The organism is Undibacterium sp. CY21W (genome assembly GCF_014284265.1).
Classification (GTDB): Bacteria; Pseudomonadota; Gammaproteobacteria; order Burkholderiales; family Burkholderiaceae_D; genus Undibacterium; species Undibacterium aquatile.
The window spans coordinates 313,581-333,263 of record NZ_JACOGE010000005.1; the positions used below are offsets into that span (position 1 = coordinate 313,581).

General features: G+C 48.0%; 15 protein-coding genes. 9 read left to right on the forward strand and 6 right to left on the reverse strand.

Going from position 1 to position 19,683, the window contains the following annotated elements; translation table 11 throughout:
• Positions 1-2 precede the first annotated feature (2 nt).
• The 6 genes from pstB (at position 3) to H8K29_RS13725 (ending at position 8,624) form a co-directional block, all read left to right on the forward strand.
• Complete coding sequence (pstB, locus tag H8K29_RS13700) at positions 3-782, forward strand: phosphate ABC transporter ATP-binding protein PstB (protein ID WP_186885226.1); 780 nt, start codon at positions 3-5, stop codon at positions 780-782.
• Between the two features lie 38 nt (positions 783-820).
• Complete coding sequence (phoU, locus tag H8K29_RS13705) at positions 821-1,531, forward strand: phosphate signaling complex protein PhoU (RefSeq protein ID WP_186885227.1); 711 nt, start codon at positions 821-823, stop codon at positions 1,529-1,531.
• A 17-nt stretch (positions 1,532-1,548) separates the two neighbouring features.
• Positions 1,549-2,235, forward strand: a complete 687-nt coding sequence (gene phoB, locus H8K29_RS13710; protein WP_186885228.1) for a phosphate regulon transcriptional regulator PhoB — start codon at positions 1,549-1,551, stop codon at positions 2,233-2,235.
• A gap of 201 nt (positions 2,236-2,436) precedes the next feature.
• The gene (gene phoR, locus H8K29_RS13715) at positions 2,437-3,732 is read left to right on the forward strand and encodes a phosphate regulon sensor histidine kinase PhoR (protein ID WP_186898022.1); all 1,296 of its coding nucleotides are present in this window, start codon (positions 2,437-2,439) and stop codon (positions 3,730-3,732) included.
• 163 nt (positions 3,733-3,895) lie between these two features.
• Positions 3,896-4,936 (forward strand): HD domain-containing phosphohydrolase, encoded by a 1,041-nt coding sequence (locus tag H8K29_RS13720; RefSeq protein WP_370527195.1) that lies wholly within the window; start codon positions 3,896-3,898, stop codon positions 4,934-4,936.
• A gap of 160 nt (positions 4,937-5,096) precedes the next feature.
• Positions 5,097-8,624, forward strand: coding sequence for a PAS domain-containing hybrid sensor histidine kinase/response regulator (locus H8K29_RS13725; protein WP_186898023.1), 3,528 nt, complete (start codon positions 5,097-5,099; stop codon positions 8,622-8,624).
• 15 nt (positions 8,625-8,639) lie between these two features.
• Here the strand turns inward: H8K29_RS13725 and H8K29_RS13730 are convergent, their stop codons facing one another.
• Complete coding sequence (locus H8K29_RS13730; RefSeq protein WP_222611486.1) at positions 8,640-9,716, reverse strand: YeiH family protein; 1,077 nt, start codon at positions 9,714-9,716, stop codon at positions 8,640-8,642.
• A gap of 100 nt (positions 9,717-9,816) precedes the next feature.
• On the opposite strand from H8K29_RS13730, the gene H8K29_RS13735 reads away from it, so the two are divergent.
• A complete protein-coding gene (locus H8K29_RS13735; protein WP_186898024.1) occupies positions 9,817-10,740 on the forward strand; it encodes a LysR family transcriptional regulator in 924 nt (307 codons plus the stop codon).
• Positions 10,741-10,802: 62 nt separating this feature from the next.
• Here the strand turns inward: H8K29_RS13735 and H8K29_RS13740 are convergent, their stop codons facing one another.
• The 4 genes from H8K29_RS13740 to H8K29_RS13755 form a co-directional block, all read right to left on the reverse strand.
• Entirely contained in the window at positions 10,803-12,644 is a 1,842-nt protein-coding gene (locus H8K29_RS13740; protein ID WP_255423379.1) for an aminopeptidase P family protein, read from the reverse strand.
• Between the two features lie 103 nt (positions 12,645-12,747).
• On the reverse strand, positions 12,748-13,227 hold the full coding sequence (locus tag H8K29_RS13745; RefSeq protein ID WP_186898025.1) for a GNAT family N-acetyltransferase: 480 nt from the start codon (positions 13,225-13,227) through the stop codon (positions 12,748-12,750).
• Between the two features lie 13 nt (positions 13,228-13,240).
• A complete protein-coding gene (gene metG, locus H8K29_RS13750) occupies positions 13,241-15,292 on the reverse strand; it encodes a methionine--tRNA ligase (RefSeq protein ID WP_186898026.1) in 2,052 nt (683 codons plus the stop codon).
• A 213-nt stretch (positions 15,293-15,505) separates the two neighbouring features.
• On the reverse strand, positions 15,506-16,546 hold the full coding sequence (locus tag H8K29_RS13755) for a hypothetical protein (RefSeq protein WP_186898027.1): 1,041 nt from the start codon (positions 16,544-16,546) through the stop codon (positions 15,506-15,508).
• Positions 16,547-16,803: 257 nt separating this feature from the next.
• Between H8K29_RS13755 and H8K29_RS13760 the strand changes: the two genes are divergently transcribed.
• Both H8K29_RS13760 and H8K29_RS13765 read left to right on the forward strand, forming a co-directional pair.
• Positions 16,804-18,045 carry a flippase gene (locus H8K29_RS13760; protein WP_186898028.1) on the forward strand — a complete coding sequence of 414 codons (1,242 nt, stop codon included), beginning with the start codon at positions 16,804-16,806 and terminating at the stop codon, positions 18,043-18,045.
• 70 nt (positions 18,046-18,115) lie between these two features.
• Positions 18,116-19,090, forward strand: coding sequence for a glycosyltransferase family 2 protein (locus H8K29_RS13765; protein WP_186898029.1), 975 nt, complete (start codon positions 18,116-18,118; stop codon positions 19,088-19,090).
• A gap of 53 nt (positions 19,091-19,143) precedes the next feature.
• Here H8K29_RS13765 and H8K29_RS13770 read toward each other — a convergent pair whose 3' ends face one another.
• Positions 19,144-19,581, reverse strand: coding sequence for a thiol-disulfide oxidoreductase DCC family protein (locus H8K29_RS13770; RefSeq protein ID WP_186898030.1), 438 nt, complete (start codon positions 19,579-19,581; stop codon positions 19,144-19,146).
• Positions 19,582-19,683: the final 102 nt, after the last annotated feature.

Consider the following 19,683-nt stretch of genomic DNA (forward strand, 5'->3'; position numbering starts at 1 on the left):
ATATGACTACTACTCCAGCAAATACACAGAAAAAAGCGATCGAGATCGACGGGCTGAATTTTTTCTACGGTACTACCCGTAGCCTGCGCGATATCAAATTGAATATTTTCGATAAAAAAGTCACTGCTTTTATTGGTCCTTCAGGTTGTGGTAAATCAACCTTGTTGCGCACCTTAAATCGTATGTACGATTTATATCCTGGCCAACGTGCAGAAGGTAAGATTATTTACAACGGCAAAAATATTCTCGATGCCGATCAGGATATTAATTTACTACGTGCCAAAGTCGGTATGGTATTTCAGAAGCCGACGCCTTTCCCTATGTCCGTTTATGACAACATCGCATTCGGTGTGCGTTTGTATGAAAATCTTTCTAAGGGCGAGATGGATGAGCGAGTTGAATGGGCTCTGAAAAAAGCGGCGATCTGGACTGAAGTCAAAGATAAACTAAATAAAAGTGGCTTAAGTTTGTCTGGCGGTCAGCAACAGCGCCTCTGTATCGCTCGCGGTGTGTCAGTGAAACCGGATGTGCTTTTGCTGGATGAGCCAACTTCTGCGCTGGATCCGATTTCGACCGTAAAAATCGAAGAGCTGATTAATGAATTGAAAGAGGAATACACGATCGCCATCGTTACGCATAACATGCAACAGGCGGCACGTTGTTCCGACTATACCGCCTATATGTATCTTGGTGAGTTGGTCGAGTTTGGCGAGACGGATCATATTTTCATGAATCCGGTCAAAAAAGAAACACAAGACTACATTACCGGTCGTTTCGGTTAATTATATTTATCGCGATTACAAGAATTCAGGAGAAACCTGTGACAGGCGAACACTCTTCAAAACAATACGACAGTGATCTGGAAACGATACGTTCCAAGGTCTTGTTGATGGGCGGTTTGGTAGAAAGCCATTTCCATGATGCGATGTCCTGTTTTCGTACAGGCAATGCAGAACAGGCTGAAATCGTCATTCAGTCTGATCTGGAAGTGAACCGGTTAGAGGTTGCACTCGATGACATGTGCAGCCAGTTGATTGTGAAACGTCAGCCAGCCGCAAATGATTTGCGTACCGTTGTCGCGACTGGCAAAGTGATTACCGACCTTGAGCGTATTGGTGATGAATCAACCAAAATTGCCCGTATTGCGAAAGAGGGCCAACTCAATCGGCGCAGCATCCCTATGTTTAACGGCCATGACACCGTTCGTGTATTGGCTGCCAGCGTCGCTGATATGCTGCACCAGGCATTGGATGTTTTTGCCCGGCTCGATGGTGAAAGAGCCGTTCAGCTGATTGCCCAGGACGAAATTATTGACAATGATTTCCGCTCCATTATGCGTAATCTGATTACCTTTATGATGGAAGATCCGAGCACGATTTCGTCAGCACTCGACACCTTATGGGTCGCAAAAGCGATAGAACGAATAGCTGATCACGCGAAAAATATTGCCGAATATACGGTTTACATTGTTGAAGGCAAAGATATCCGTCATTCGGATTATGTCGCTGTCAAACAAGATCAGAAACACTGAGAAATCAAATACAGATAATGGCTGCTGATACCACAATATTAATTGTCGAAGACGAACCAGCGATTGTTGAATTAGTCAGTTTTACCCTGCGTGCAGCAGGTTGGAATACTTTCGCCGTCAATAATACTGCCGAGGCGTGGGATTTTATTCAACGTCGCACTCCGCAGTTGATTCTGCTCGACTGGATGCTGCCTGACCAGAGCGGATTACGATTGCTTTCCAAAATCCGCTCTGACCGCCAGTTCAATGAAATTCCTGTCATTATGCTGACCGCGAAAAGTATGGAGGAAGATAAAATTGCTGGTTTGGATCATGGTGCAGATGATTACATCACAAAGCCATTTTCTCCTCGTGAATTGACTGCGCGGATGAAGGCTTTACTCCGCCGCAAGAGTCCTGAACACGCACAGACCGCACTGGCGGCAGGTAATGTCGTACTTGATCCGATTAGCTGTACCGTCAAAATTGATGATCAGAAAGTCGATATTGGCCATGCAGAATATAAATTACTGAAGTTTTTCATGGCACACCCCGAGCGCGTTTTTTCACGTAGCCAATTGCTTGATAAAGTCTGGGGTGATCACGTCGTGATTGAGGAGCGTACCGTTGACGTGCACGTTCTGCGTCTGCGTAAAGTCTTGAAATCTGCAGAGTCTCTGATTAAAACAGTGCGTAGCGTTGGTTATATGCTGTCTGAAAAGTAATGGGCTCTCGTTGTGGGCAGCCACTGAAATATGAAAAACAACCACATTCAACATAGTATGAATGTGGTTGTTTTTTATATTTGAAAGTAGTGTTATCAGTATCGGTACTTGTTTTGATCGGCATTGAATATTGTTTCTCAGTCAATCCGGTTTTGTGTACCATCATTTCTACCCAAAATTAAAAAAATATCAGGGATTTTCATGTCTCCACGTCTTGTTTTCTGGGTTTCCAGCTCTATTCGCGCCTTGCTTATTATCATTGCTACCGGTATCGCCGCATATCTGTGGGGGGCTGTAACCGGACTATTGCTTGGTTTTATAGCGATGTCGGGGCTGGTTCTGTTACAGCTTTTTTATCTGCAAAGACTGGCGGACTGGCTGGATAATCCCGCCAGTTCACGCTTGCCGGATGGCTGGGGCGCATGGACCGATATTTTTTCCCGGCTTTATAAATCGCGCAGGGGAGATGAAAAAAATCAGGCAGAGCTGACTGAATGGCTGGCACGTTTTCGCCAGGCAATGACGTTGTTACCTGATGGCGTCGTCATCATGGATGACGTCTTATTTCTTGAATGGTGTAATCCCGCTGCTGAAAGTCATCTGGGGCTGAGTCTGGCAAAAGACAAAGGAATGCGCGTCACAAACCTGGTGCGCACGCCCGAGTTTATGGACTACATTATTCTGGGACGCTATGAAACGCCACTGACGCTGTCATTTCGTGACCGTAAGCTGATCGCACATATTATTCCGTTTGAAAACCGGCGTCAGATTCTGGTGACGCACGACATTACAGAATCTGAACGTATTGATATGATGCGTCGCGACTTTATCGCGAATGCATCCCATGAGTTACGCACTCCTTTGACGGTCATTAACGGCTTTTTGGAAATTGCTTCTTTACAGCCGGATTTGGATATCACAATCCGCCATTCGCATCTGAAACTGATGACGGAGCAAGGCGAGCGTATGCAGCGCCTGGTGGAGGATATGCTGACATTGACACGCCTCGAATCCATGGATCACTTGTTACGTGTTGAAACCGTTGATATGCGCGGCTTGCTGGAGCAAATTTTGCAGGAAGCAGAGGCGCTTTCCGCCGGACGCCACCTGATTACACTGGAAATCGATGGTCCCGACATCCGTGGCAGCAAGGATGAAATACGCAGTGCACTGACTAATCTGGTGACAAACGCTATCCGCTATACACCAGAAGAAGGAAAAATTCATATCAGCTGGATCAACACTCCGCAAGGGGCGAAATTTTCTGTCACGGATAACGGTATAGGCATCAGTCCTGAGCACATCTCCCGTCTGACGGAGCGTTTTTACCGGGTCGATAAAAGTCGCTCGCGTGAAACACAGGGAACCGGCTTGGGATTGGCTATTGTTAAACATGTACTGTTGCGACATAAAGCGCAACTGCTGATCGACTCGACCCCCGGCGTTGGCAGCAAATTCACCGTGCAATTCCCCGCAAATATCGCTATCGAAGAGTAGTGGTCTGCTTGCTTTTGTCTATGACATTATTTATCCGGTGAAAGGATAAATTTTGTTATTCCCTATTTCTCCTGAATACAGATAAGTTAAACTCAAAACCGTTGCTGCCGACAGAAGTTGTGCAGAGGTTTTGCTGACCAGATGTACTCTGGGGGGATGTTTAATGGAAATGAACGTATTGGTGCTGGATGACGCACAAATCAACGTTACATTGCTGTGTTTGCTATTAAAGAAAATAGATAAATGTAAGTCGGTAAGTTTCAGTGAGCCGGGGGCAGCGCTCGCATGGTGCGCCAACAATGTACCCGACCTGATTATGGTCGACTACATGATGCCGGCAATGAATGGCATTGAATTTATCCGGCGTTTTCGTGAGCTGGAAGGGTGTCACGACATTCCCGTTCTGATGATCACCGCCAACAATGAACTCGAATTACGTTACCAGGCACTTGATGCCGGGGTGAATGATTTTCTGATCAAGCCTATCGATAAAATTGAGTTTCTCGCAAGAACCCGGAATATGCTGGCTTTGCGTAAAAGCCAGCGTTTTCTGGAGGACAAGGCGATGTGGCTTGATGAATCAGTAAAAAAGGCGACTACTGAAATTTTAGAGCGGGAAAGAGAAACTGTTTTTCGCTTGTCAAAAGCCGCCGAGTCACGAGATCCGGAAACCGGTGCCCATATTCTCCGCATGGCCAACTATTCGAAAATTATCGCCGAGCAATTAGGTTTGTCGTCAGAGGATCAACGCTTAATTCTGGAGGCAGCACCGATGCACGATGTCGGTAAAGTGGGTATCCCGGACAGCATTTTATTAAAGCCTGGCAAGTTGACACCAGATGAATTTTCTGTGATGAAGCAGCATACCCTGCTTGGCTATGAAATCCTGGCGGGTAGCTCGTCCAACCTGCTGACGACGGGTGCGGAGATCGCTTTGGCACACCATGAAAAGTTCGATGGTAGCGGTTATCCGAATGGGTTGGTTGGTGAAAAAATTCCCTTGTTTGCGAGAATCGTCGCCGTTGCCGACGTTTTTGATGCCCTGACATCTGAACGTCCGTATAAAAAAGCATGGAATAACGAAGATGCGCTTGCCCATTTACGTGATGGATCTGGCCAGCACTTTGACCCCTTATGCGTCGATGCCTTCTTTGCCGGGTTGGATAGGATATTGGCGGTCAAAAATCTGTACAAGGATGATTAGAATTAATAAAAAATGATTTTTTTCATAGCGGTCTGGCATGTTTGCGTACAAAAAACAGATATTATTTTTCGTATGAAACGTGCTGCTGTTCCCCTTCAATCAAAACCCTGCCGATAGATAATCAGATCATGATCAATACCGCGACTGCAAAGAGTATTTGATGCGACATATATTATCTTTGCTTCAAAACAGTAACTCGCTTGGTATACACAGTGAGGAGCAGCTAGAAACTGTGCTGGGAGAGCTGGAGCAATTGACGCAACTGTCAGACATGCCAGCGATGAGCGACAGTACGAGACAGGTGCTACGTGGCATGCGGCATTTTTTTGCCCAGATCGATCTGGACTACCAGCGATCAGATAGTGAATTGGCTGAGTGCAGGCAGCGTCTCAGGCCAAATTCAGATGCGTTATCGCACGCAAATGCCAGTTTGCAGCAGGAGTGTGAAAGCGGCAATCAAATTCCGCCGACCTTGAAAGCGACGAACGATCAATTATTTTTTTCATCGGGAAAAAGTTCTGATGAAAATATCAGTTCGGATAAGCTGAAGTCAGCGTTGACGGCGCTACAAAAACAGCAGTTTGCATTAGATCAGCATGCCATTGTCAGTGTGGCAGATTCCAGTGGTACGATCATTTATGTCAATGAAAAATTTTGCGAGATCAGTAAGTACGGTTCCGCTGAACTCATAGGGCAAAACCATCGTATCGTTAATTCCGGATTACATACGCTGGCTTTTTTTCAGAATATGTGGAGCACGATTACCAGTGGTCATGTCTGGCACGGGGAAATTCGTAATAAGGCAAAGGATGGTAGCTACTATTGGACAAATGCGACTATCGTTCCTTTTCTGGATAATCATCAGCGACCATATCAATATATTTCCATTCGCACTGATATCACGGAACAGTGGCGCTTACGTGAAAAGATAGAATCCAATCAGACGCTGATGCAAAACATGATGCATAACCTTGGACAAGGTGTGTACACGCTGGATGCACAAGGGGTATGTACGTTTCTTAACCCTGAGGCAGAGCGAATTCTGGGGCGGAGTCTGGTTGATTTGAAAGGGAAAATACTTCACGATCTGGTGCACTCTATACGTCCGGATGGTGCGCATGTTCAGAATCAGGATTGTCCGATACATCAAACAATCATGTCCGGTGAAGTATTTCGTTCTGATCTCGAATACTTCCAGCATCAGTCCGGCAGTCTTTTTCCTGTGTCGATAGTCGCATCGCCAATTATTGATCATGGCAAGATAGTTGGTTCCGTCGCTGTCTTTAAAGATATTTCAGACCGTTTAGCAACAGACCGGGCGCTTCGGGACAGTGAGGCAAGACAAAGGATGTTGCTCGACAATGCTGCTGACGCGGTGTTTGTTGCGAACACGAGTCAGCAATTGGTTTATGTGAATGATCTTGCCGCGAATATGCTGGGTTACTCCAGAGTCGGGCTGCTTGGCAGCAGTATGTATAACTTATTGCCGTTAGCAGACCGGGAGCTGGCGATACGCAATTTTTTGTGTCATATCTTGGAGGAGAAGCATCTCCGTGCCGAGATTACCTTGCTGAAAAAAGATGGGGATACCATCCCGGTTGAATTGAATGCCGCGCTTTTGCCTGATGGCAGCATCTATGGATCGTGCAGGGACATCACTGAGCGACTCCGGTTTGAGGCTGATCTGCTTCAGGCAAAAAATGATGCTGAGGCAGCGAATAAAGCAAAAAGCGAGTTTCTGGCGACAATGAGCCATGAAATCAGAACGCCGATGAATGGCATCATCGGAATGACGGAGTTGGCACTGGACACTGATCTCAGTGGTGAACAACGCGAATATCTTGAACTGGTTAAATTATCTTCCCAATCTTTAATGAGTATCATCAACGATATTCTGGATTTTTCGAAAATTGAGTCCGGAAAGATAGAGCTGGAAAGAATCGAGTTTTCTTTACGGGAATTGGTTGCTTCGTGTTTGAGGGCGTTGTCGCTCAGAGCGTCGGAAAAAGGCATAGAACTGGTCTATAAAATAGATGCGGCTATTCCGGAAATCGTGATCGGTGATCCTGGGCGCCTGCGTCAGATCATGACGAATCTCGTTGGTAACGCGATTAAATTCAGTGAAAAAGGTGAGGTGATTGTTGATGTCCAACTGGCACATGAAAACACGTCACGACTCGATATTTATTTTGCGGTCACGGATCACGGCATCGGTATTCCGGAAGCAAAACAAAGCAGTATTTTTGATGCATTCAGTCAGGCGGACACGTCAACGACGCGTAAATATGGGGGGACTGGCCTTGGCCTGACAATTTCATCCCGCCTTGTTCATTGTATGAACGGCTTGCTCGCGCTCAATAGCGAACCGGGGAAAGGGAGCACGTTTTACTTTACGATCAGCTTGGCAAAAGCTGAAAAAGATCGTGCTTCAAAACGAGTGGTGGATTTTGCTGGCATGACTGCGCTGATTGTTGACGACAATGCTGTTAATCGCTTATTTTTTTCCGATACGCTGAGAAAATGGAAGATAAAGCCCGTTGCTGCTACATCTGCAGACGAGGCGCTACGGTTGCTAACGCAGATGCAATCTGATGGGCAACATATCGATGTGATTCTGCTTGATGTCTGTATGCCCGGTATGAGCGGCTTCGAATTTTTGACCCGGCTTGCTTCAGAATATGAAGAATTAAAGTCTAAAACAGTGTTGCTTTCATCCGCAGGCTCGCGTGAGGGTTTCTTGGATTGCCAGGGATTAGGCATGACAAACTACGTTTTAAAACCTGTGAGTCAGTCCGAGCTTTACGATGCCATCAGTACCGTCGTGAAAGGTGAGAATAAAAAAACGACGGCGGGTGTTCAGGATCAATTGGATAGTACGCAATATTCTTCTCCGCCATTACGCATTCTGGTTGTCGAGGATAATCCGGTGAATCAGAAACTGATTCTCGCGCTCTTGAATAAATGGAGTCATATTGCTACTGTGGCAGAAAATGGTCTGGATGCGCTGTCGCAGTTTTCACGGCAACAGTTTGATGCCATTCTTATGGATATGCAGATGCCGAAAATGGGAGGTGTCGAGGCAACGCAACGTATCCGCGAAGCAGAACACTCGCATGACGATGGCCGACATACCCCTATCATTGCAATGACGGCCAACGCCATGCCCGGCGACTGGGAAAGATGTCATGAAGCGGGTATGGATTATTATTTATCCAAGCCCATCAAGGCGGAATTGTTAAGAGAATTACTGAAACAATTGGCGCAGAATACCAACGTGACCGCAGAGCAGGCACTGCAAAGTGCGAAAACTGACATGAATAACCTACCTTCAAACACAGATATGCCGACAGAAAACACATCATTTGATTATGAGGCGGCTTTACTGAATGCTGACACAGAGATCGTCAACATTATCGCCCATTCTTTTCTTGACGCCTGTGATCAGTACAAGGCAGAAATTACCGATGCCGTGGCGCGACAAGACAGCGAGTTACTGTATCGTTCTGCACACACACTGAAGGGGCTGGTTGGTAATTTTTGCGCGGTTCCGGTTGAGTCGCTGGCGAGGGAATTAGAGCATTTTGGTAAGACGAATGATTTGAGTATGGCCGCGGCAAAGCAAGTGGAATTGTTTACTCAACTGGATCAGATGAATACTGCCTTGAAAAAGTTTTTGGCGACAAACTGATGCAAAAGCTGAACATTATTTACACACATAGTTGATTGCAGCCCCGCCAAAGATCAGCCACAGCCACAAGCTCATGGCGAGCAATACTGGTTTTATTCCTGCTTGTCGCAAGGTACTGATTTTTGTACTTAAGCCCAAAGCAACCATAGACATACAGAGAATAAAATTATCGGTGTTCGTCAACACGGTTCTGATTCCAGTTGGAATGATCAATACGGAGTTGATTGCAGCAACGCCGATAAACATGAAAGCAAACCAGGGAATTTCTATTCTGCTTTCGCTGGCATCAGTTGGTGGTATTGCCTTCGTATTGCGTTTTTTAAGTATGCGCAATACGAATGGCAGCAGGAGCAGAAATGGTGCCAGCATCATGACCCTGAGCATTTTCGTGATGACAGCAGCATCGCCCGCCGAGTCACTCACGGCCTTGCCGGCAACAATGACTTGCGCAACTTCATGCATGGTCGAACCTACGTAAATACCAAAGCCAGATGTCGAAAGCGGAATGACCTGGACATGCCTGTTCCACTCAAAAACAAGTGGATACATCAACATGCTGAGGGTACCAAATATCATCACGCCAGAGATCGCAATACTGGCATCATCTGATTCTCCTTTAATCACTGGGCTCGTCGCCATGATTGCGGCCGCACCGCAGACAGAACTTCCCGCCCCAATCAAGACCGTTAATTTGTCGTCCAGCGCAAAGACTTTTTTTCCGAGAAATAAAGCGATGGCGAACGTTGTACCAAGGACGAGCGCGTCAATAGCGAATGCTGTGCCGCCGAGCTGTTGAATGTCCCTGAAACTCAGGCGTAATCCGTACATAATAATCCCGGCGCGCAACAATGTTTGTTTGGAAATCATCATGCCGTGATCCAACCCGCGATGCTGAAATATGGCATGGCTATTGCCCGCGATCATACCCAACAATATTGCGGTGGTCAGATTACTTAAACCATGGTTTTGCACCCAGACTAACTTGCTGAGCGACATAGCGATTGTCGCCAGTGTTGCGCATAACAGTAAGCCGGGAGCATATCTTCCCAGAGAAATCTTTTTGGGTGAGTTGGTTGAATCGGTGCGAATCATAATGATCTGTTTTTTTGTGAATGAGCGCAGAATATCGTTTTTTATTAAACTAATAAAACGAATTAATTTTGTATAATTAAACTAAAAAATAGGTTAATTTATGAAAATCAGTCTGCGTCAATTGCAAGTATTCGTTTCAGTGGCAGAGCAGGGCAGCACTATGGCTGCGGCGAATGCTGTCGCACTCTCACAATCGGCTGCCAGTGCGGCACTGAATGAGCTGGAACATATGCTCAACACGCAGTTATTTGACCGTGTCGGTAAGCGTTTGCTGTTAAACGACAATGGTCGTCTATTAATGCCGCAGGCGCGCCTGATACTCGATGCTGCAAATTCGATAGAACTGCAGTTTTCGTCGGGGGATGCCAACTGGTCGTGTATCCGGATCGGTGCCAGTACAACGATAGGCAGTTATTGCTTGCCGGCTTTGCTTGCTGCCAGTCCAGTAACTGATTCACAACTGACTGCTTTTGCTCGGCACACCATGTCTCATCCGCAGATGACCATCGCGAATACGGCCGATATTGTCAGTGCTGTCGCGAATTACGAAGTCGATTTTGGTTTCATTGAGGGGCCTTGCCATCGCGCGGATTTACTGGTTGAACCGTGGTTTGAGGATGAAATGGTCGTTGTTTGCTCACCGGAACATCCGTATGCGGCACAAAAGAATGGCAGCATCGGTATCAGGGAGTTGCGTTCTGCGTCCTGGTTGTTACGGGAGCACGGTTCCGGTACACGAGAAAATGTCGAGCAAGTGTTGTTGCCACATCTGAAAAACTTAAAACTGGCGGGCGAGTTCGGTACATCGGAAGCGATTATGCACGCGGCTGCTGCGGGTCTTGGGATCGCTTGCCTGTCACGTGTGGTAGTTGCTGATTTGCTGGCGCTGGGGAAATTACATGAACTGGAAACAAAACTTCCGCCACTGAAGCGTCATTTTTATCTGATATATAGTCCGCATAAACTATTGTCCCGGCATATACAGGATTTTTTGCAGTTTTGTCGTGGATGGCGACCCGAATAAAACGAAGCCACATCGTGATTGGATGTGGCTTCGTTTAATCATTCCTACAGATTGCGGCTTTGTTATTTGCTGATTGCTTTTGTGCGTTCCTGCAACCAGCTCAGCGCTGCGCCAGTGACTCTTGGTGTCAGTCGTGCCAGTACCGTTGAATGGTAAGTATTCAGCCAGTCAATTTCGTCATCACGTAACAAATTAACCAGGATGCAGCGTGTATCGATAGGGCATAAAGTCAGCGTTTCAAATTTCAGATAGTCACCGAACTCCGTTGTCACTGCAGGCACGGTCAACAGCAGATTTTCGATACGCACGCCCCATTGATCGGGACGATAAATACCAGGTTCATTGGACGTAATCATTCCTGCTTCCATTGCAGTATGGGCTTCCGCTAGTGCTCCTGAGATCGACTGTGGGCCTTCATGCACATTCAGGAAGTAACCAACGCCGTGGCCCGTTCCGTGACCGTAATTGATACCTTCCCGCCATATCGGTGCGCGCGCCACGGTATCCAGCATAGGTGATGGCGTACCGCGCGGAAACTGCATCTGCGACAGATTGATCATACCTTTGAGCACCAGCGTGAAATCACGTTTTTGCGCTTCAGACACCGTTCCTATCGGCATCACCCGGGTGATATCCGTGGTGCCATTCAGATATTGCCCGCCAGAGTCAATCAGTAACAGGCCGTCGCCTTCAATAGCGGCGTGGGATTCTGGTGTCGCGCGATAATGTGGCATCGCGCCATTACCATTAAATCCGGCAATCGTGCCAAAGCTGGGTGAGATGAAATGCGGCTGACGAGCACGTGCTGCGCAGATTTGCTCATCAATCGTGATTTCTGTGATCGTTTGTTTGCCCAGACTGGCTTCGAGCCAACTGAAAAATTCACACAAAGCGGCACCGTCCTGCTCCATCGCTTCCCGCACGAATTGGGCTTCTTCCGCCGTTTTTCGCGATTTGGCAAACACGGATGGATTGATCGCCTCAACGACGCGGACTGAAGCAGGAATAGCGTCACGAAAGCCGTAAGTAATGCGGCGTGGATCAATTAATATGCTGTCTGTTGCCGGTAAATGTCGCAGAGCACTTTGCGCCTCTGAATAATCCGCAATTTCTATTTTATCCAGAGCCAGAACCGCAGCGAGATCCTGGTCAATTTTTCCTTTGGAAACAAACAGCGTCGCTTTGTCTGCGCTGATCAGCGCATGTGCGACAAACACCGGGTTGTAACTGACATCGGCACCACGCAAATTGAATATCCAGGCGATATCATCCACCGTGGAGACAAAATGCCAATCTGCATCCTTTGATCGCATTTGTTCGCGTACCTGCGTCAACTTATCTTTGCGACTGATGACAGCAAATGGTGCTTTGTGTTCGTATACCTGAGAGAGTGGCAAGCCAGGGCGATCCGGCCAGATATCTTGCAGCAGATCTTTGCTGGTATCGAGCCTGACAGACTTTGCTTGCAGCGCAGATGTCAGTGCGCGGGCGGTTGCCAGACCGAGTACGAAGCCATCGGCACCGACGGTTTGTCCGCTCGTCAGATGTTGTGCCAGCCAGTCGATATGTAAGGTCGCGGCAGCAGAAGCGATTTTCATCATCTGTATGCCCGTTGGTGCCAGCTCTTTTTCGGCCTGACTCCAGTAACGGCTGTCCACCCACAAACCAGCGAAATCAGCCGTCACCACCAGCGTGCCGACCGAACCTGTAAAGCCTGACAGATACGTACGTCCTTGCCAGTGTTCAGGCAGATATTCGGATAAATGCGGATCAGCGGACGGGATGATGTAAGCATCCAGACTATGCTCTTTCATGGCTGCACGAAGTTGCTGTAGCCGGGCTGGAATAGGGGAAATCATTGCGGACGCTGCGTCGGTGTTGCTTGTGCTGATTATGCTGTTCATGAAGTTATTTCCGGATAGGGAGAGTATCAAGACATCAGATTTTGGTAAAAGTTCTTTGTCTGCATAGTGCAATGCGATCAGAAGAGGAGGATCAACGGACAGGTCAGTTTTTCAGAAAGCGACGCATGACATAAGGCGCTGGTTCGTGGGGATTGGCGTGAGCGTAGTCGAGTTCCGGAGCCAGTTCAAATTCGTATGCGGTGTATAAATCTAACAAGCGCGGCTGATCGGTTCTGACGCCTAGCCTGAGTTCCGTGATGCCAGCATTCTGTGCTGCATGGATGACTGCTTCCAGCAGATGTTGCGATAGCGACTGATTGCGAAAGGCCGGCAGTATGCCCATGCGCCGTATTTCCCACACATTCGTATCGGTGTCGAGAGCAGTCCAGCGGACTGAGCCAGCAGGCATATCATCGATCAACAGCACAAAGCCCCCGCCCTGGCATAAGTCGGCAATAACATCGTCCGCATTTTCATGGTGCCCGGCAGAGCTGGCGGCAACTTTATTTGCCCAGCAACTGCGGGTCAGATGCGCAATCAGTTGCGCATCTTCGGGGACTGCTTCGCGTAGAGCTATATTCATGCTGGCAGAAAAATTAACGGACGCGCATTCCTGGTTGAGCACCTGGCCAGGCTTCAAGAATGTACAGGCCGGGATTGGCTTTTTCGTCGGCCGCTGAGGCTGCCAGTACCATACCTTCGGACATGCCGAATTTCATTTTTCTTGGCGCAAGATTGGCCACCATCACCGTGAATTTTCCTATCAGCTGTTCTGGCTGATAAGCTGATTTGATGCCGGAAAACACATTGCGGGTGCGGCCTTCGCCTACATCCAGCGTCAGACGCAGTAATTTATCTGAACCATCGACGTGCTCGCAATTGATGATTTTCGCAATACGCAGATCCACTTTGGCGAAGTCATCAATTTTGATTTCTTCTGCGAGTGCTTCTATGTCGCTGGCTTTTTCTTCTGTAGCGGGGGCCGCATCTGCCACTGGAGCATCAAATAACTGATCAAAAATCTTGATATCGACACGTTGCATCAGATGTGCGTACGGATGAATTTTATGTTGATGCGGAATCGGGGTATTGACGTCTGCCCATTGCAAAGGCGCGATATCCAATTGCGCCTCTACCTGCTCTGCCAGTTGCGGCAGTACTGGTTTCAGGAAGATCGTCAGAATGCGGAAGGCTTCCAGCAAGCGGCTGCAGACTTCCTGTAATTTTGCATCGTTCTCTGGTTTCTTTGCCAGTTCCCAAGGCTTGTTTGCATCGACATACGCGTTAACCAAATCGGCTTGTTCCATCGCAGCACGCAGTGCTTTACCATATTCGCGGGACTCAAACAGCGCTTTGATTTCTGGCGCAGCATTGCGCAGATGCTGAATAAACGCGTCATCTGCTGTCGCCCAGTCGCTGGTAACAACACCGTCAAAACGCTTGGTGATAAAGCCTGCAGCGCGGCTGGCGATATTGATGTATTTGCCGATCAGATCAGAATTCACGCGTGCCACAAAATCATCCGGATTCAAATCCAGATCTTCTACTTTTGCATTCAGTTTGGCGGCGAAATAGTAACGCAGCCATTCAGGATTCATGCCGATTTCCAGATAACGCAGCGGCGAAATACCTGTGCCGCGCGATTTCGACATTTTTTCGCCGGAAACGGTGACGAAGCCGTGGGCATACACATTGTCCGGCGTTTTGTAGCCAGAAAATTTCAGCATCGCAGGCCAGAACAGGGTGTGGAAATAAGTAATGTCTTTACCGATGAAATGAATTTGTTCGGTGGTCGGATCCGCCATGAACGCATCGAAATCGCGACCGGTTTTATTGAAATAATTTTTCAGCGATGCCAGATAGCCGACTGGCGCATCCAGCCATACATAGAAATATTTGCCCGGTTGATCAGGAATTTCAATGCCAAAATAAGGTGCGTCACGGCTGATATCCCAGTCACCTAAACCGCCGTCGCCTTCCAGCCATTCTTTACATTTATTGGCGACTTCCGATTGCAGGCGATTGTCTTGCAGTGCCCAGCCACGCAGGAAGTCCACACATTTTTGATTCGATAACTGGAAGAAAAAATGCTCGGATGACTTCATCACCGGCGTAGCACCGGTAAGTGTTGAATACGGGTTTTTCAATTCAGTTGGTGCATAGACGGCACTGCAGACTTCGCAGGAATCGCCATACTGATCTTTGGCGCCACACTTAGGACATTCGCCTTTGATGTAGCGATCCGGCAAAAACATGTTTTTGACCGGATCATAGAATTGCTCGATGGTCTTGCTGGTGATGAAGCCCGCTGTTTTGAGTTTACGGTAGATATCCTGCGACAAGGCATGATTTTCTGGGCCATCGGTCGAATGCCAGTTGTCAAACTGAATATGAAAGCCATCGAGATATTGCTTGCGACCAGCTGCTATTTTCCCCACGAACTCTTGTGGAGAAATGCCAGCTTTTTCTGCCGCAATCATAATCGGCGCGCCGTGCGCATCGTCCGCACCGACGAAATGTACTTCGTTACCCGACATTCGCTGATGCCTTACCCAGATATCAGCCTGGATGTATTCCATGATGTGACCGAGGTGGAACGGAGCATTTGCGTAAGGAAGGGCGGTGGTAACGAAGAGCTTGCGGGTCATGGTTGATGCACTTTTTTATTTACGGACAAGGGCATTATTCTACCAGCGAAACTCTGGCTGAAAGTGTGTTTGCTGGAATGAGTGCTGAGCGAGCAGGCATTTTCGCGGTCTTTTACCTTGCCCTGCACAGTAACGTCGCCCTGAGTCAGATAACTGCCCCAGGGCTGGCCGGATTTTTGTTGTTAATAGAGTGTTAATCGAGTATTGTCTGTGTCAGACGACCCATGCGCCATCACGATAGACTTCCTCGTCATCAAGTCTGACTGATTCAGTGATGGCAAAGACGTCGACGTGGTGTCGACCTTCGCCCCGTTTGATATGCGGTTTCGCATAACTGCCATGTTTTGATCCTAATGACAGATGAATGCCGCACATACGTTCATAGGTGCCAATGTCACGTACGGTACGGTCTTTGGAAAACGCGGGATTCATTCCCAGCCCCAGCTCTCTGACCCAGATCACGCCATCATCCGCACGGATATTGGCCAGCACGCGGTCAAATTCCGGCGTGGAATCAAGCGCATCGACGACCTGGCCTTTACTGACAATCAGTGTGATCGGTTTTTCCGGTCGATTGACAGTAAATGTGGTGTCGCCAAACACAAAAATCCGCACGCGTCCGTTCACCGCTTCGAGATCAACGGATTCGGTGAACACTTCACCAATAGGAAATTGGCCACCGACGTTTTTCATTTCACGATAGTCGCCGATGTTCATCTTGGCGGATTCAAACTTGCCGCCGAAAATAAGCTGTTCGCCGCCGCTGTCAATAATACCGCTGCTGGCCTTGTCGATTTTCTCTTTGAGCGCGGGCCCCACAACCCGGTAGTACCCTGGGTCGTATGCCAGAGAGTCGATGTAATAATCCACTTCCTTGCCATCCATACGGCCAAGATGCGGATGCTCTATCACTTTCAGCCCTTTTTTAAACAGCTCCACACGCAAACGGTAAGCTTCAAGCCGGAAATTCGTCGATTGAATCAGTATGACCAGATCTGATGCTTGCAATTGCTCCAGCGTTTGTAAAATGAATACCGGTGCAACCGCGTCAAAGTCTATGTAGGTGGCCGTTGGCAGGCAGGCGCGGTAAGCCGCCGTCAATATCGTTGCCAGAGGTGAGTTCTGATCGTAAACGATGACGGCAGTTTTTTCCGGACTATGCTCAAACGCTGTGAGCAGTACGTTTTTTAAATGACTTGCAGCCGTATCAACGATGGTAGGCAGGGAGGGCGACAGGTTGGAAGGCGTAGACATAGATTGGTAGCGACCACCAGGTACGTATTCATGCGCCTGGTGGACTAAATGCGAAGGAAGGCTGTATTTTAACAAGCTGCCTGAGTCCGGGCCGTTTTTTCCTTTGCTTTGGGACAAATCGATGTAAAGTTTTTCAGTGGAAGAAAAAAATGGCAGTTTTTTTTCCAGGAGCAATATTGCAGCCTCTGTGACAAGGTATGATCACGTCTCTCATGTGCCGAGAGATCGGTGATAGCCCGGTGACGCTAATCTTAATAATGACATCGATAACAAAAAATATTCTTTACCTCGTTTTTGTACAGGGCCTGATTTATTTGGCACCACTGGTGACTCTCCCTTATCTGACGCGGGTGTTAAGTGTGCCGGACTTTGCCGCTCTGGGTTTTGCCCAGGCAGTGATACAGTATTTTATTTTGATTACAGATTATGGTTTCGGGATTACGGCAACCAGACTGATTGCGATTAGTAGTAGAGATAAGCTTGCTGTTTCCGGCGTCGTTGCGAATACGCTGGCCGTGAAATTGATTTTGTCTGCCGCAGGTGGCTTGGCTTGTCTGCTGCTGATTACCGTTTTTGCAGATGTGCAGCAGCACGCAGTGTTGTTCCTCGCATGCTTTATCGGCGTTTTAGGCAATGCGCTTTTTCCGACCTGGTTATTTCAGGGCTTAGAGAGAATGCGGGCGCTCGCCCTGATTACAGCCGCATCGCGCCTGCTGCCTTTGCCGCTGGTTTTTGTTCTGGTTAAAACGACAGATGATCTGGTGATGGCAGCGGTGCTACAAAACATCCCGGGTGTTGTCGCCGCTGTGATGTCCTTTTACTACGCGAGGCAAACTAAGATACTGGTACGTGCCAGTATCAGTTTGCGCAGCATATGGGGGATGTTAAAAGAGGGATGGCCAGTCTTTTTGTCGAATATTTCCACCAGTTTTTACACGACGATCAATATCATTTTATTGAAGCTATTTGCCGGTGCCGATCAGGTCGCCTATTTTGCTGCGACCGATAAAATCCGCGTCGCTGCTCAAGGTTTCATTCAGCCTATCGCCGCCGCCTTGTTTCCCCGTATCGCCGCACTACATAAAGAGTCCGATAAAAGCGAAGAGTCACGCTCGCTGATCCGGCGTGGTTCCTACATACTGTTAGGTGTGCAGTTAGCGGGTGGTCTCTTCCTGTTTTGTTTTGCCGACGTCATTGCATTGCGCTACCTTGGCGCAAATTTTGCACCGGCAGCAATGTATCTGAAGGCGCTTGCTTTTCTGCCGCTGGTGATTGGCTTTGCGACGATTATTTCTCAGTGGCGTTTTCTTGCGGTTGGTGAAAGCAGGATACTGAGTAAAATCTATCTGGTTGCCGGGCCGCTGCACGCGCTGTATGCCTGCTATCTGACGTATCGTTATCAATCGACAGGTTTGATCATTAGTCTGTATTTAACGGAAATGCTGATTACCGTTGCAATGATTATCGCAGCAAGAAAAAAAGGTATTGTTTTATGGTGATTTTTTTAAGTATTCCTTCACCGTAGTCTGTACCGTTACTTGTTGATCTTACTTTTTTCCGTACCAGCCCATGCCGACGATAGATATTGCTTTAGCTTCATATAATGGAGAAAAATACATCTCCGCTCAGATCGATTCGATTTTTGCCAATGACGTGTCTGCTGTTGGTGCCTCGCTCGGTAAGCTGATTGTTTCCGACAACGTTTCAACAGATGCGACTGCAAAGATCGTGAGAAATATATGCAACACACATACTCAGGTGCAATTGCACATCAATCACCAGCGTGGTGTCATTCACAATTTTAATCATGCGCTGGCGCACACGGATGCTGCCTACGTCATGCTGGCTGATCAGGATGATGTCTGGCACAACAATAAAATCGTCCTGAGTTTTCAGAAAATGCAGGAGCTCGAACGCCAATTCGGGACGGAAGTGCCACTGCTGGTGTTAACCGATCTGGCGGTTACGGATCATCAGCTCAACGTGATTTCTCCTTCTTTTTTTGCGTATCAGAAAATTGATCCGGTCGGCTATGTCCGCCCGGAGTCCATGTTTCTGTATAACGTTGCGCCCGGTTGCACGATGATGTTGAATCGTCGCTTGTTGGAAATGGCAACGCCGGTGCCTGATGGCGCTGTGATGCATGACTGGTGGCTGATGCTGGTGGCCGGTGTTTTCGGGCATATCGGCCATGTCGGGCAGGCGACCATGTTTTATCGCCAGCATGACAATAACCAGATCGGTGCCAGTGTCAGCAGTTTTTGGGAGAAGCTATTTTCTCCACGCAGAAAATTACAGCTGGCCCGTAAAAATTTACAGGATGCGATACGCCAGGCAAAACTGTTCACCGCACAATTTCCAGTTATTCCTGCAAAGTTTTCATCGACGCTCACCTATCTGACCGAGTTTGATCATCTGTCACGCTGGCAGCGTGTCAGAGGGCTGATGCGCCAAAAAATTATTGGCCCGACGTTCTGGGGTCGCGTGTTGCTGTATGCGGTGGCGGTTTTTTCGCCGGTTCTCCGTCGTACGCCTGGCTGTTGATGTCCGTGTGGATCAATGTTCCTGGCCTTGAATTTGTGTTGTCATCGCTAGCACTATTTCACAGAGCATTGATCATCTTTGCATCTGCGGCTGCGTTTTTCCGCGCGTTTCGCTGCCACCTCGAATAAGTATCCGGTCACGCGGCTTGACAGGCGGTAGCGGTTGTCAGCAACGCGAATGTAAAGCCAGTCAAACAAGGGCTTTAGCAGCGGCCATCCGGTTGGCGCTGTGATCCAGCCTAGTCCGATGGCTTCATAAGCCAGCCGGAAAACGGCGACACCTGTGACGATACTGTTATCGGGTTTGATTGCATGGATGATGCGCATCAGTTCTGCCTGCGGTATGCCGTAGGGGCTGGTGTCGAAGTCTTTGCCAGAGATATCAACAAATTTCAGCAAATTTTTATCATTGCGTGCCTTCAGGTTATCGATTTCAAGTTTGCATAGCGGGCAGGATTCATCGTATAGCAAGGTCAGCGGGTAATTGCTCATAAGGTTTTCTTTGAAAACAATGAAATGCGTGGAATGCTCTCAGCATACCTGTGATCGGCGATATCTGCAGGCATCGTTCGTCCTTGAGATGAGTTCCAGCCT

Coding starts and splice junctions, on each gene's coding strand:
- H8K29_RS13725 (WP_186898023.1), top strand. CDS start 5,097: ATGCGACATATATTATCTTTGCTTCAAAACAGTAACTCGCTTGGTATA.
- H8K29_RS13755 (WP_186898027.1), bottom strand. CDS start 16,546: ATGTCTACGCCTTCCAACCTGTCGCCCTCCCTGCCTACCATCGTTGAT.
- metG (WP_186898026.1), bottom strand. CDS start 15,292: ATGACCCGCAAGCTCTTCGTTACCACCGCCCTTCCTTACGCAAATGCT.
- H8K29_RS13720 (WP_370527195.1), top strand. CDS start 3,896: ATGGAAATGAACGTATTGGTGCTGGATGACGCACAAATCAACGTTACA.
- H8K29_RS13735 (WP_186898024.1), top strand. CDS start 9,817: ATGAAAATCAGTCTGCGTCAATTGCAAGTATTCGTTTCAGTGGCAGAG.
- H8K29_RS13770 (WP_186898030.1), bottom strand. CDS start 19,581: ATGAGCAATTACCCGCTGACCTTGCTATACGATGAATCCTGCCCGCTA.
- pstB (WP_186885226.1), top strand. CDS start 3: ATGACTACTACTCCAGCAAATACACAGAAAAAAGCGATCGAGATCGAC.
- H8K29_RS13745 (WP_186898025.1), bottom strand. CDS start 13,227: ATGAATATAGCTCTACGCGAAGCAGTCCCCGAAGATGCGCAACTGATT.
- H8K29_RS13765 (WP_186898029.1), top strand. CDS start 18,116: ATGCCGACGATAGATATTGCTTTAGCTTCATATAATGGAGAAAAATAC.
- H8K29_RS13740 (WP_255423379.1), bottom strand. CDS start 12,644: ATGAACAGCATAATCAGCACAAGCAACACCGACGCAGCGTCCGCAATG.
- H8K29_RS13760 (WP_186898028.1), top strand. CDS start 16,804: ATGACATCGATAACAAAAAATATTCTTTACCTCGTTTTTGTACAGGGC.
- H8K29_RS13730 (WP_222611486.1), bottom strand. CDS start 9,716: ATGATTCGCACCGATTCAACCAACTCACCCAAAAAGATTTCTCTGGGA.
- phoB (WP_186885228.1), top strand. CDS start 1,549: ATGGCTGCTGATACCACAATATTAATTGTCGAAGACGAACCAGCGATT.
- phoR (WP_186898022.1), top strand. CDS start 2,437: ATGTCTCCACGTCTTGTTTTCTGGGTTTCCAGCTCTATTCGCGCCTTG.